The organism is Micromonospora globispora (assembly GCF_003857015.1).
Taxonomy (GTDB): Bacteria; Actinomycetota; Actinomycetes; order Mycobacteriales; family Micromonosporaceae; genus Micromonospora; species Micromonospora globispora.
The window spans coordinates 15,314-28,001 of the sequence record NZ_QGGF01000335.1 but is presented as its reverse complement, the minus strand read 5'-3'; the positions used below and the strand labels follow the sequence as shown (position 1 = coordinate 28,001).

11 protein-coding genes are annotated in these 12,688 nt (G+C 69.0%); 3 read left to right on the top strand and 8 right to left on the bottom strand.

What is annotated here, in order from left to right:
* The 6 genes from DKL51_RS16580 to DKL51_RS16555 all read right to left on the bottom strand — a co-directional run.
* On the bottom strand, positions 1-550 hold a 550-nt coding region (locus tag DKL51_RS16580; RefSeq protein ID WP_148097805.1), incomplete at its 3' end, for an ATP-binding cassette domain-containing protein.
* On the bottom strand, positions 547-1,611 hold the full coding sequence (locus DKL51_RS16575; protein ID WP_109944573.1) for an ABC transporter ATP-binding protein: 1,065 nt from the start codon (positions 1,609-1,611) through the stop codon (positions 547-549). The genes DKL51_RS16575 and DKL51_RS16580, both read right to left, overlap by 4 nt.
* Positions 1,611-2,495, bottom strand: coding sequence for an ABC transporter permease (locus DKL51_RS16570; protein ID WP_109944572.1), 885 nt, complete (start codon positions 2,493-2,495; stop codon positions 1,611-1,613). Before DKL51_RS16570 ends, DKL51_RS16575 begins: the two co-directional genes overlap by 1 nt.
* Complete coding sequence (locus DKL51_RS16565; RefSeq protein WP_109944571.1) at positions 2,492-3,448, bottom strand: ABC transporter permease; 957 nt, start codon at positions 3,446-3,448, stop codon at positions 2,492-2,494. Before DKL51_RS16565 ends, DKL51_RS16570 begins: the two co-directional genes overlap by 4 nt.
* Before the next feature lie 7 nt (positions 3,449-3,455).
* Positions 3,456-5,063 carry an ABC transporter substrate-binding protein gene (locus DKL51_RS16560; protein ID WP_221623196.1) on the bottom strand — a complete coding sequence of 536 codons (1,608 nt, stop codon included), beginning with the start codon at positions 5,061-5,063 and terminating at the stop codon, positions 3,456-3,458.
* Between the two features lie 211 nt (positions 5,064-5,274).
* Positions 5,275-5,526: a hypothetical protein gene (locus DKL51_RS16555; protein ID WP_124812229.1), complete on the bottom strand. Its 252-nt coding sequence runs from the start codon at positions 5,524-5,526 to the stop codon at positions 5,275-5,277.
* Between the two features lie 145 nt (positions 5,527-5,671).
* Here DKL51_RS16555 and gltX point away from each other — a divergent pair, with 145 nt between their 5' ends.
* Both gltX and DKL51_RS16545 read left to right on the top strand, forming a co-directional pair.
* Entirely contained in the window at positions 5,672-7,120 is a 1,449-nt protein-coding gene (gltX, locus tag DKL51_RS16550; protein ID WP_438819661.1) for a glutamate--tRNA ligase, read from the top strand.
* Between the two features lie 197 nt (positions 7,121-7,317).
* Positions 7,318-8,085, top strand: a complete 768-nt coding sequence (locus tag DKL51_RS16545) for a maleylpyruvate isomerase family mycothiol-dependent enzyme (protein ID WP_109944566.1) — start codon at positions 7,318-7,320, stop codon at positions 8,083-8,085.
* A gap of 3 nt (positions 8,086-8,088) precedes the next feature.
* On the opposite strand, the gene DKL51_RS16540 is transcribed toward DKL51_RS16545, so the two are convergent.
* Positions 8,089-9,579 carry a CoA-acylating methylmalonate-semialdehyde dehydrogenase gene (locus DKL51_RS16540; RefSeq protein ID WP_124812227.1) on the bottom strand — a complete coding sequence of 497 codons (1,491 nt, stop codon included), beginning with the start codon at positions 9,577-9,579 and terminating at the stop codon, positions 8,089-8,091.
* Positions 9,576-10,865 (bottom strand): aspartate aminotransferase family protein, encoded by a 1,290-nt coding sequence (locus tag DKL51_RS16535; RefSeq protein WP_124812226.1) that lies wholly within the window; start codon positions 10,863-10,865, stop codon positions 9,576-9,578. Before DKL51_RS16535 ends, DKL51_RS16540 begins: the two co-directional genes overlap by 4 nt.
* Before the next feature lie 124 nt (positions 10,866-10,989).
* Here DKL51_RS16535 and DKL51_RS16530 point away from each other — a divergent pair, with 124 nt between their 5' ends.
* Entirely contained in the window at positions 10,990-12,594 is a 1,605-nt protein-coding gene (locus DKL51_RS16530) for a PucR family transcriptional regulator (RefSeq protein WP_109944563.1), read from the top strand.
* Positions 12,595-12,688: the final 94 nt, after the last annotated feature.

Sequence of the window (12,688 nt, the reverse complement as noted above, 5' to 3'; positions counted from 1 at the left end):
CCTGCACGGACACGTCGAGTGCGCTGGTGGGTTCGTCCGCGATGAGCAGCATGGGCTTGGAGAGCAGGGCCCGGGCGATGCTGACCCGCTGGCGTTGACCGCCGGAGAGCTCGTGGGGATACCGGCGCGCCACTTCCGCCCGCAGGCCCACCCTGCCGAGCTCGGTGGCGACGCGGGCCTCCCGGTCGCGCCGGGAGATCCGCCTACCGGACAGCCGCAACGGCTCGGCCACGATCTCGCCAACCAGCATGCGCGGGTCCAGCGACCCGGCCGGGTCCTGGAAGACGATCGACACGTCGCTCCGGTGCCGGCGTAGCTGTCGCCGGGTCAGGTGCGTGACATCCGTCCCGGCGATCCTGACCACGCCCGCGGTGGGCTTTTCGAGCCGCACCACGCACCGGCCCACGGTCGACTTCCCCGAGCCGCTCTCCCCCACCAGCGCCGTGACCCGTCCCTTGGGGATCGTGAGGGACACCCCGTCCACGGCGCGTACCGGCCCGAAGTGCATCACCAGGTCCTCGAGTTCGAGGGCGTTCGGTTGCGGCGTCATGCGGTTGTCTCCTGGGGCTGCGTCCGCGGCGTCGGGCAGGGATGCCAACATGCCGCGAGGTGGTCCGTCACCGGGACCGCGGACCCTGTCCGCACCACCTCCAGGGGCGGGGCGGAGTCGAGGCACTGTTCATCGGCGGCCGGGCAGCGGTCCGCGAAGGTGCAGGCGTCGGGCTGAGTCGACAGGACCGGCACGAGACCGGGAATCTCCTGCAGTCGCTCGGTACCGGCATGTTTGCCGGGCGTCGGTGAAGCTGCCAGGAGCCCGGCCGTGTACCGGTGGTACGGATGCGCGAACAGGTCGGTGACCTGTGCCCGCTCCACCACCCGCCCGGCGTACATGACGACGACGCGGTCCGCGATGTCGGCGATCACACCGAGGTCGTGCGTGATGACGAGGATGGTCGTGCCCAGCCGGTCCCGCAGGTCCCGGAGCACCTGGAGGATGCCGGCCTGGACCGTGACGTCCAGGGCGGTGGTGGGTTCGTCGGCCACCAGCACCTTCGGGCCGCAGGCCACCGCCATCGCTATCATCACGCGCTGGCGCATGCCGCCGGAGAGCTGGTGCGGGTAGTTGTCGACGCGTTTCGCGGCGGACGGGATTCCGACGAGCGAGAGCAGCTCGACCGCACGGGCCCGGGCGGCCCGCCGGGACATCCGCTCGTGTACCTGGAGGACCTCGCCGATCTGCCGCCCGACGGTGAGCACCGGGTTCAACGACGTCATCGGCTCCTGAAAGATGTAGGCGATCTCCTTGCCGCGGACGCGGCGCAGCACCGACTCACGGGCGCCGACAAGTTCGGTTCCCTCCAGCCGCACGGAGCCGGAGATCCGAGCGCTGTCGGGCAGCAGGCCCGCGATGCTCATCGCGGTGACGCTCTTTCCGCAGCCCGACTCGCCCACCATCCCGACGATCTCTCCGGACGCGAGATCCAGGCTCACCCGGTCGACCGCCGAGACGGTTCCGCCCTCGGTGGTGAACGTGACCGAGAGGTCGCGTACTTCCAGGACGGGTGTGCCGACCGCGGAGGAGGCGGCGGCCGCCCGTTCGACCGTGGTCATCACCGGTCTCCCTTCGGGTCGAGGGCGTCACGAAGGGCGTCGCCGAAGACGTTGAACGCCAGCGCCAGACCCATGATCACGACACCGGGCAGGACCGCTGCCCACGGAGCGCGGGCGGCGAACTGCTGGGCGGTGGCCAGCATGGTTCCGAGGCTGGGCGCCGGGGGTTGGATGCCGAGGCCCAGGAACGAGAGCACCGCCTCGCCGAGGATCGCGGCCGGGATCGCGACCGTGGCCTGCACCAGGATCACCGATGTCGCGTTCGGCAGGATGTGCCGGGCGAGCACCCACAGGTCGCTCGCCCCGTCCACGACGGCCGCGGCGACGAAGTCCAGCGACTTCAGCCGCAGGGTGTCCGAGCGCACCACGCGGATCACCCCAGGGATCTGCGCGATCCCGATGGCCACGGCGGCGTTGGTGAGGCTGGCGCCCCGGATGGCGGCCAACCCCACTGCCATGATCAGGAACGGAAAGGCGAGCAGCAGGTCGGTGAAGCGCGAGAGCACGGCGTCCCAGGCCCGGAAATAGCCCGCGGCCAGTCCGAGCGGCACGCCGATGATCAAGGAGGTGGCCACCGCCAGGAGTGCCACCTGCAGGGAGGCCCGTGCGCCCAGCATGATGCGGGACAGGACGTCCCGGCCCAGGTCGTCGGTCCCCAGTACGTGGCCGGGGGTGCCCGGAGGCGAGAACGTGTGGGCGAAGTCGGTCTGCTGGACCGAGTAGGGGGCGATCCAGGGCGAGAGCAGGGCGACGACGGCAGCGAGCGCGAGCACGACGAAGCTCACGACGGCCAGCGGGTTCCTGCGCAGTCGTCTGAGGACCCGGGCGCGGCGGCTGATGCTGGCGGGGCTCGCCTCTGCCATCGGTACGGTGAGGACGGTCATGCCGGGTCCCCCGTCACACGGATACGTGGGTCGATAACCGAGTAGAGCAGGTCCACGAGGAAATTGATCACGATGTACGCCGTTGCGGTGAGCAGGACGACCGCCTGGATCACCGGATAGTCCCGCTGGAACACCGCGTCGATGGTCATCTTGCCGAAGCCCGGCAGCCCGAAGATCTGCTCGGTGACGACCGCACCGGAGATCAGGCCGCCGAGCTGGAGGCCCACGATGGTCACCACCACGATGAGGCTGTTCCGCAGCGCATGCCGGGTGATGACGGCTCGGGGCCGCAGACCCTTCGCCTTCGCCGTACGGACGTGGTCCGAGGAGAGCGCGTCCAACATCGCCGAACGCGTCTGTCGCATGATGATGGCGGCGAGGCCGGTGCCGAGAATGACGGCCGGCAGGACGATGTGGTGCAGGTTGCCCACCGGGTCCTGCAGCAGAGGCACGAATCCGGAGGCCGGAAAGAGTCCCGCTGCCACGGAGAGGTAGAGGATCGCCAGCAGTCCGAGCCAGAAGTGCGGCACCGAGAGGCCCACCAGTGCCAGTCCGTTGGCGAGCCACTCCGCGGGGCGCCCGCGGCGGACGGCCGCGAGCACCCCGGCGCCGACACCCAGCGCAGTGGCGAGGAGGATCGCCAGGACGGACAGTTCGACCGTGACGGGCAGGGCGGTCGTGAGCATCGACGAGACCGGGATCCCGGTTCGGATCGAGACCCCGAAGTCGCCCTGCACGATGCGCTCCACGTACTGCGCGAACTGGAGGGGCAACGGCTGATCCAGGCCGTAGTGGTGACGGATGGCCTCCAGTGCCTCCGGGGACCGGTCCTCGCCCGCGAGGGCGAGGGCCGGGTCCCCGGGAAGTGCCCGCACACCGAGGAACACCACGACCGTCGACAACAGCAGGGTCAGCGCTGAGTGCCAGGCGCGTGTGACTAGATACCGAGCCACGGGTGACCTACTTGGTGAACCCGGCGAAGGCCGCGCGGATCACGCCGTCCGGGAAGACCTGCAGGCCCTGGATCTTCTTGGAGACTGCGGTCAGGTTCCGCTGCCGGTAGAGGTAGATCAGCGCGTCGTCCTGCTGGAGGATCGTCACCGCCTGCCCGTACAGCTTCTTGCGCTCTTCGATGTCGTTCGTCTGACGAGCCTGGGTCAGTGCGGCGTCGAGCTGCGGGTTGCTGTAGCCGGCCACGTTCTGGCTTCCGCCGGTGCCGACGAAGTTCATCATGTTGGCGTCCGGGTCGATCCGCCCGCTCCAGCCCAGCTGCAGCAGCTCGAAGTTACCGCGGTCCTGCTCGTCGAGGAGGGAGGAGTACTCCACCGGGTTGATCTTGAGGTCGAATCCGCCGTCCTTGACCATGGCCTGAAGCGCCTGCGCGAGGCGCAGCGAGTCGGGCGTGTTCGAGATGAGCATCGACACCGGGTACGGCGTCTGAACGCCGGCCTCGGACAGCAACTGCTTGGCCTTGGCGGGATCGTGCTGGGGGCACGCCTGCGCTTCATCCGACGAGAACGGGCTCGCGGGCGAGATCGGTGAGCAGGCGGGGGCGAAGAGCCCGTTGAAGACGGCCTGGACCAGTGCCTTCCGGTCGATCGCGTACTCGAAGGCCTGCCGGACCTTGGCGTTTTGCGCGATCGGCCGGTTGATGGGCTTCGGCGTGCTGCCGACGCCGTCGACGTTACCGATGTTGAACGTGAGCCCCTGGTATCCCAGAGACTGGGACTGCAGGACGCTGAGCGAGGCGTCTCCGCGCAACGCACCGTAGTCCTGCGTGGAGATGCTGTCGGCGACCTGAGCGTCGCCGGAGCGCAGGTTGGCGGCACGGATGCTCGCGTCGCTGAGGATGTGCCACGAGATGGCGTCGAGGTTGACCTTGGCGGCGTCGTAGAAGTTCGGGTCCCGCACGACGTCGATGGAGTTCTGCGGTACCCGCTTGGCGAACTTGAAGGGCCCGACGCAGACCGGCGCGGTGGCGAAGTTGTCGCCCAGCTTCTGCAGCGCCTTCGGGCTCATGATCATGCCGGCCCGGTCCGCCAATGCTCCGACCAGGGGGGCGAACGGCTGCTTCAGGTGGACGACGACGGTGTGCGCGTCGGGCGTGTCGACAGTGTCGATCGGGCCGAGCTCGCTCTTGCGCGCGGACCTGGCGTTGGTCAGGTGCCGTTGCAGCGTGGCCTTGACCGCGGCGGAGTCGAACTCGGTTCCGTCCGCGAAGCGCGCGCCCTGGCGCAGCGGGATCGTGACCGTCTTGCCGTCGCTGCTGGTGGTGGGGAGCGCGGTCGCCAGCTGCGGCACGACCTGCGCCTGCTCGTTCACGTCGTAGAGCTTCTGGCAGATCGCCTGGAAGACGTAGCGCGAGTAGAGGCTGCGCGACAGGGTCGGGTCCAGCGCGTCGGGCTCCGCGGAGAGGGCGATGACCAGCTTGCCGCCCTTCTTCACCGCGGCCGGGTCCGCCGGCGTACCGAAGTTGTCCTGTCCTGCCGCCTGATTGTCGCCGGACTTGGTGCCGCCCTCGTTGTTCGACACCGGCGAGCAGGCCACGACGGTGCTGGCAACAGCCACCGCCGCCACAGCTGCCCGAAAGAGACGGAGCCTTCGCGGGCTCGTTTCGCTTAAGGAGAGGTTCTTCATGGGGGAGCTCCTCGAGTGGGCGATTCGGGGAGCGTATGTTGTATACGAGGGGTCCGCAAGACCTCCGTGAATGGCCATCGAGTGCCGGTACATCAGCACCCGCCCTGGTCTGTTTACCCTCGCACCTGATGGCCCGGACCGATCACGAGCGCAGCCGGCGGGAGCAGGGGCCGTCGTGGTCGGCGCGGAGCAGGCAGCGTCGGCCGCCGGGCAGCAGCCCGTCGCAGAAGACCCGATGGCGTACGTTCTGGTCGTCCTCGGCCGACACGGTGGTCTCCCCCGGGTCGGCCTGCGGCAATATCCCGGTCCACCGGGCCACCACGCGGGGCAGGCGCTGCGCGGCGGGCAGGTCGGCGGCGGTGACCGGCAGGTGGATGACCCAGCGCTCGGTCACTGGCGCTCGCCGTGGAGACAAGCTGGCCAATGCTCGCCGTTTGCGGTCGAGGGGATCCGGTCATGCCGAAGAGGCGTAACAGCGTGAGCGCGGCCGGCCGAATGTCACCCACCGTCGTGACATCGATGCCGATAGGCTTGCGGCCGTGTCTGATTCCAGGATTCGCCTTCGCTTCGCACCATCGCCGACGGGCATGTTCCACGTCGGCAACGCCCGTTCGCTGCTGCTGAACTGGGTGGTGGCCCGACAGTCGGGCGGGACGCTGGTGCTGCGGATCGAGGACACCGATGCTCAGCGCTCTCGCCCGGAGTGGACCGAAGGCATCGTGCGGGCGATGGCCTGGCTCGGCGTCGGCCCTGAGGAGTACGAAGGCCCGCTGTTCCAGTCGTCGTACGCGGCCGAGCACGCAAAGGCAGCCCAGCAGCTGTTCGACACGGGGAAGGCGTACTACTGCGACTGCACGCGTGACGGCGTTCGCGCACGCTCGGGCAGTCAGTACGCCGGCTACGACGGCTTCTGCAGTGATCGTTCACTGGACGCGGCGGAGGGTAGAGCACTGCGGTTCCGGACGCCTGATGTAGGCGTGACGGTCGTCAAGGATCTGGTACGTGGAGAGCCGACCTTCGAGAACCGGCTGATCGAGGACTTCGTCATCGCCCGTGGCGACGGCTCACCGGTGTTCCTGCTGGCGAACGTGGTCGACGACATCGCGATGGGAATCACGCACGTGATCCGGGCCGAGGAGCACCTGCCGAACGCGCCCAAGCAGCAGCTGCTGTGGCAGGCCCTCGGACACCAGCCACCGACGTGGGCGCACACCCCCATCCTGGTCAACGAGAAGCGGCAGAAGCTCTCCAAGCGGCGCGACAAGGTCGCGCTGGAGATGTACCGCGACGAGGGCTTCCTCGCCTCGGCGATGCGCAACTACCTGATGCTGCTCGGCTGGGCACCCTCTGGCGACCGCGAGATCGTGCCCTGGTCGGTGATCGAAGACGAGTTCCGCCTAGGTCAGGTGAACTCCGCACCGGCGTTCTTCGACCTCAAAAAGTTGACCGCCTTCAACGGCGAGTACATCCGCGCATTGAGCATCGAGGAATTCATCGCGGCATGCGCACCCTGGCTGACAGGACCGTTCGTGACCGCGGCGGAGAAGGCTGAGGCTGGATTCGGAGTCTCTGTCCCGCCCTGGCAGCCGGATGCCTACGACCCCGCGATGTTCGCCAGGCTCGCTCCGCTGGCACAGACGCGCATCAGCCTGCTGTCCGAAATCGTGCCGAACGTTGACTTCCTGTTTCTCGACACCGTCGCCATGGACGAGGCTTCGTGGGCGAAGGCGAGCAAGGACGCCCGTGTGCTACCCGATGTCATCGCCGCGTTCGAAGCCTTGCCAACGTGGGAGGCAGAGCCGCTGAAGGAGGCGCTGCTCGCGGTCGGAGAGGCGCACGGGCTGAAGCTGGGCAAGGCGCAGGCGCCGGTCCGGGTTGCTGTCACCGGTCGGTCGGTGGGCCTGCCGTTGTTCGAGTCGCTGGAGGTGCTGGGCCGGGAGCGGACCCTGGCACGGCTCCGGGCTGCGGCGGCACGAGCTGCCGTGTGAGGCTCAGGTAGGCCGCTATTTGGTCGACCAATGGTCTGCGCTGCTCGGCGCAGGTGCCCTCGGCGCGGAGCAAACAGCGCCGGCCGCCGGGCAGCAGCCGCTTGCAGAAGACCCGATGGCGTACGTTCTGGTCGTCCTCGGCCGACACCCTGGTCTCCCCCGGTCGGCCTGCGGCGGTCTGCCTCTACCATGCCGCCATGCCGACAAACCTGAGCCTGGAAGATCACCTTGACGCTCTTGTCCGCAGCGGCGCCGCCCTGCGCGAGGCCGCCGCCGGAGCCGGGTTCGATGCAAAGGTCCCGACATGTCCCGGCTGGGATGTCACCGAGCTCGTGACCCATCAGGGCATGGTGCACAGATGGGCGGCGGCGCACCTGCGCGGCGACACCGACCACGACACCTCAGCGTCACAGGCCGAGGGCAAGGTCTCCGGCGACGTGCTCCGCTGGTACTCGGACGGCCTAGCGGCCCTGGTCGACACGTTGCGCGCGACCGCGGACGACGCCCAGGCGATGGTGTTCCTCAAGGACGCTCCACCGCCGCGCCGATTCTGGGCGCGACGCCAAGCCCACGAGACGACCATCCACAGCGTCGACGCGATCTCGGCGGTCCACGGACGGTGGCCGAGAGCGTCGGACGTGGATATCGACCCACTGCTGGCCGCCGACGGGATCGATGAGCTACTGACCGGTTTCATCACCCGAGGGAAGGGCCGGCTCCACTCGGCCGAGCCGTACACCGTGATGGTGAGGACCGACGACACCGGTCATGCCTGGACGGTACGGATCAGCGAAGGGCCGATCGTCACCACCCCGGGCGAGGCCGAGCGGTCGGACGTGGTGTTCTCCGGCACCGCGGTGCAGGTCTACCTGAGCCTCTGGAACCGCACCAGCGAGATCGCAATCGAAGGCCGAGCCGACGTCGTCGACCAGTGGCGGTCACAGATCCAGATTCACTGGAGCTGACACTCAACTGTTCTGTGGGAAGCCGAGGTTCACGCCGCCGTGGGACGGATCAAGCCACCTGCTGGTGACCACCTTGGTCCTGGTGAAAAAGCGCACACCGTCCGGCCCGTACGCGTGCGAGTCACCGAACAGCGAGTCCTTCCAACCCCCGAACGAGTAGTACGAGACCGGAACCGGGATCGCCACGTTGACGCCGACCATGCCGATTTCGATCTCGTTCTGGTACCGCCGCGCGGCGCCGCCGTCATTGGTGAAGATGGCGGTGCCGTTGCCGTACCGGTTGGCGTTCACCAGTTCCACCGCCGCGTCGTAGCTGGGCACCCGCACCACCGAGAGCACCGGACCGAAGATCTCGTCCGTGTAGATGGACATGTCCTCGCCGACGTGGTCGAAGAGCGTCGGCCCCAGCCAGAAGCCGGCATCGTCACCGTCGATCGAATGACCACGTCCGTCGACCACCAGCGTCGCGCCCGCGGACCGGCCGGCGTCCAGATATGACAGCACCTTGTCGCGGTGCGCCCCGGTGACCAGCGGTCCCATCTCGCAGCCTGGGCGGCGACCGTCGCCGACGTGCAGCCCGGCGATCCGCTCGCTGATCTTGCCGACCAGCTCGTCACCGACCGGATCCACCGCCACGACGACGGAGATCGCCATGCAGCGTTCACCGGCCGAGCCGAAACCGGCCGAGACGGCGGCGTCCGCGGCGAGGTCGAGGTCGGCGTCGGGCAGCACGACCATGTGGTTCTTCGCGCCACCGAGCGCCTGCACCCGCTTACCGTGACGAGTGCCGGTCTCGTACACGTAACGGGCGATCGGAGTGGAGCCGACGAACGAGACCGCCTTGACCTCCGGATTCTCGAGGATCCGGTCGACCGCCTCCTTGTCGCCGTGCACGACGTTGAACACCCCGTCCGGTAGCCCGGCCTCGGCGAAGAGCTCGGCGAGGAAGTTCGACGCGGACGGGTCCTTTTCGCTCGGCTTCAGCACCACCGTGTTGCCGCATGCGATGGCGTTGGGCACGAACCACAGCGGCACCATCGCCGGGAAGTTGAACGGCGAGATCACCCCGACCACGCCGAGCGGCTGCTGGATGGAGTACACGTCCACCTTCGTCGAGGCGTTCTCGCTGAACCCGCCCTTGAGCAGCTGCGGGATGCCGCACGCGAACTCCACCGCCTCCAGCGCACGCTGAATCTCGCCCGCCGCGTCGGAGCGCACCTTCCCGTGCTCGGCGGTGATGATCTCGGCGAGGTCGGCCTTGCGGGCGTTGAGCAGTTCGCGGAACGCGAACATCACGTTCGCGCGTTGGGTGAGAGAGGCGTGGCGCCAGCGGGCGAAGGCCTCGTGGGCGGCATTGACCGCCTCGTCGACGTCCGAGGCGCGGGCCAAGTCGACCTGCCCGCTGACCTGACCGGTCGCCGGGTCGTACACGTCACCCGTGCGCTGGGAAACACCGGTCCAAGCCTTGCCGCCGATCCAGTGAGTGATCCTCATGCCGACACCGCCTCGATCGCCTCGGACAGAATGCCCAGCGCCTCCTCGGCCTCGTCCTCGGTGAGGGTCATCGGCGGCGCCAGCCGGATCACGTTGCCGTACAGGCCGCCCTTACCGACCAGCAGTCCGCGTCTGCGCGTTTCCTCCAACACGGCGGTTGCTGCCGCGGGGTTGGGTTCGCCGCCCGGGCCGACGAACTCGAGGGCGATCATCAGGCCCTTGCCGCGTACGTCCCCGACCACCGGGTGCGCCGCAGCGACCGAGCGCAGGCCGTGGATCAGCCGATTGCCCAGCTTCGCGGCGTTCGCCTGCAGGTCGTGATCCAGTAGGTAGTTGAGGGTGGCCAGGGCCCCGGCGGTGGAGATCGGGTTGCCACCGAAGGTGGAGATCGAGTTGGCCCGCAGGCAGTCCATCAGTTCCGCGCGCGCGACGACCCCACCGATCGCCAGGCCGTTGCCGAGTCCTTTGGCGAAGGTCATCGCGTCCGGCACGACGTCGTGCGCCTGGATGCCCCAGAAGTGCTCGCCGGTACGGCCCCAGCCGGTCTGGACCTCGTCGGAGATGAACAGGATGCCGTACTCGTCGAGCACCTTCTTGAACTCGCGGAACAGCCCGTCCGGCGGGGAGGCGAACCCGCCCACGCCCTGAATCGGCTCGACGATCATGCACGCCACGTCGCCGGCGGTCGCTATCTCGATCACCTCGCGCAGGTCGGTGACGCACGCCTTGACGTAGTCGGCGTCCGACAGGTCCTTGAAGGGGCTGCGGTACCGGTAGCCGCCGTGCACCCAGCTCACGTTGATCGGGCTGAGCTCGCTGGCCGACCAGCCGCGGATGCCGGTGATCGCGACGGTGGCGAAGGCGCGCCCGTGGTAGGAGTTGCGCAGCGCCAGCACCTGCCCGCTGCGGCGGTACTGCGTGGCGAGCATCAACGCCGTCTCGTTCGCCTCCGTGCCGGAGTTGGTGAAGAACACCTTCGCGTCCGGGATACCGGACAGCTGCGCGATCTTCTCGGCGAGCTCCACCTGCGACTCGATCAGGTACAGCGTGGAGGAGTGCAGCACGCCGGTGTCGATCTGCGAGCGGACCGCGTCGCTGATCTCGGCCACGTCGTAGCCGACCGAGTTGGTGAGGATGCCGCCGAAGAAGTCGAGGTACGTGCGGCCCTCGCGATCGGTCACCCGGCGACCGTGCGCGCTGGCGATCTCGATCGGCTCCTCGTAGTAGAGGGCCAGCCACTTCGGCAGCACGGACCGGTGTCGATGCAGCAACTCCCGATGCGCCATCGCGTCCTCCGTATCTCGTACCTGAGCCGAGTGTCCCGAGACTTCGGTGTTCGCCGCCACCGACAACCTGTACGGGTCCGCATCGATGGCACTACGTTGTGTGCAACCGTCGAGGGGAGGCCACATGTACCCCACGGTCGCCGAAGCCCTGGCGCTGCCCGTGATTCGGCGCGGCCGGCCACGGGTCGTCGCCGGGTCCGCCGGCCTGCAAGGACCCGTCCGATGGGTCCATGTGGCGGAGGTGGCCGACATCGCTCATCTGCTTCGCGGCGGCGAACTCGTGCTGACCACCGGCATCGCGCTGCCCGACGAGGAGGCGGCACTGGCGACGTACGTGGACGACCTGGCCGCGGTCGGCGCGGCGGGGCTGGTGGTGGAGCTGGTCCGGCGGTGGAGCGACCACGTGCCCGACGCGCTCTCGGCGGCTGCGGAACGACACCGGCTGCCATTGGTCACGCTGGCGCGGGAGACGCAGTTCGTGTCCGTCACGGAGGCGGTCGTGGCGTTGATCGTGGACGCGCAGCTCGCCGAGTTGCGCGCGGCCGAGCAGGTGCACGAGACGTTCACCGCGCTCACGGTCGCCGGCGCGGGGCCGGCCGAGGTGCTGCGCGAGGTCGCGAGGATCTCCGGGCTGCCGGTCGTCCTGGAGACGCTGGGGCACGACGTGCTCGCGTACGACGCGGCCGGGCAGGATCCGATCGAGTTGCTGAGCGACTGGGGGCAACGATCGCGGTCGGTGGCGGTATCCCAGCGAACCGCCTACGACGAGGAGGCCGGCTGGCTGATCACCGCGGTCGGCGCGCAGGGCGCCGACTGGGGACGGTTGGTGCTGCTCTCGCCGGGCCCTCCCCCGCACCGTCATGTGGTGGTCGCGGAGCGGGCCGCGTCGGCACTGGCGGTGCATCGGCTCCTGGCGCGGGATCGGGAGAGTCTGGAGCGGCAGACCCACCGGATGCTGCTCGCGCAACTGCTCGGTCAGGCGTTGCCACCTCCTGACCTGGCCGCCCGGGCGGCCGCGCTGGGCGTACCGCTGGAGCGGCGGCGGCTGGTCGGGGTGGCCATCCGGCCGGGGAGCATCACGCCGCGCGCGCCCGCACTGGCAACGCAAGAGGTGTTGCGGGACCTCGCGGAGGCCACCGCGGTGGCCGCGCGGCGGGTGAGTGTGCCGGCGTTGGTGGGCGTCGTGGACGACACGAGCGTGCGCGCGTTGCTGTCGTTGCCGGCGCAGGCGGGGATCGACGCGGTCCTGCGACGGTTGGCCAGAGAGGTGCACCGCTCGGCCGCAGGTGCCGTGGTGGTGGCGGTCGGGACGACGGTGTCGCAGGTGTCGGATGTGCGGCGCAGTCTGGGCGAGGCCGCGCACGTCGCCGGTGCCGCACTGCGCTCCCCGAGTACCCAGCTCTACCACCGGCTGGACGACGTGCGACTGCGCGGCCTGCTGCACCTGCTGCGCGAGGACGAACGGGTCCGGGCGTTCGCCCATCGCGAGCTCGGGCCCCTGTTGGCGCGGGATGACACCCAGGGCAGCCGGCTCGTGGAGCTGCTGCGCTGCTTCTGCGAGCAGGGCGGGAACAAGTCGGCGGCAGCCGGGGCGGCGCACCTGTCGCGCACCGCGTACTACCAGCAGCTTGCGCGGATCGAGCAGGTGCTCGGGGTGTCGCTGGAGGATCCGGAGTCGATGCTGTCGCTGTACGTGGCGCTGCTCGTACGCGAGCTCGACGAGGGGTGATCGCCTCGCCGGGTTGACACCTCAGGGCGGCGCAACCGACACAGTGTGCCTTGATCAAGGCAAGCGTGAACAGTTTGACACTGCCCGTGGCGGC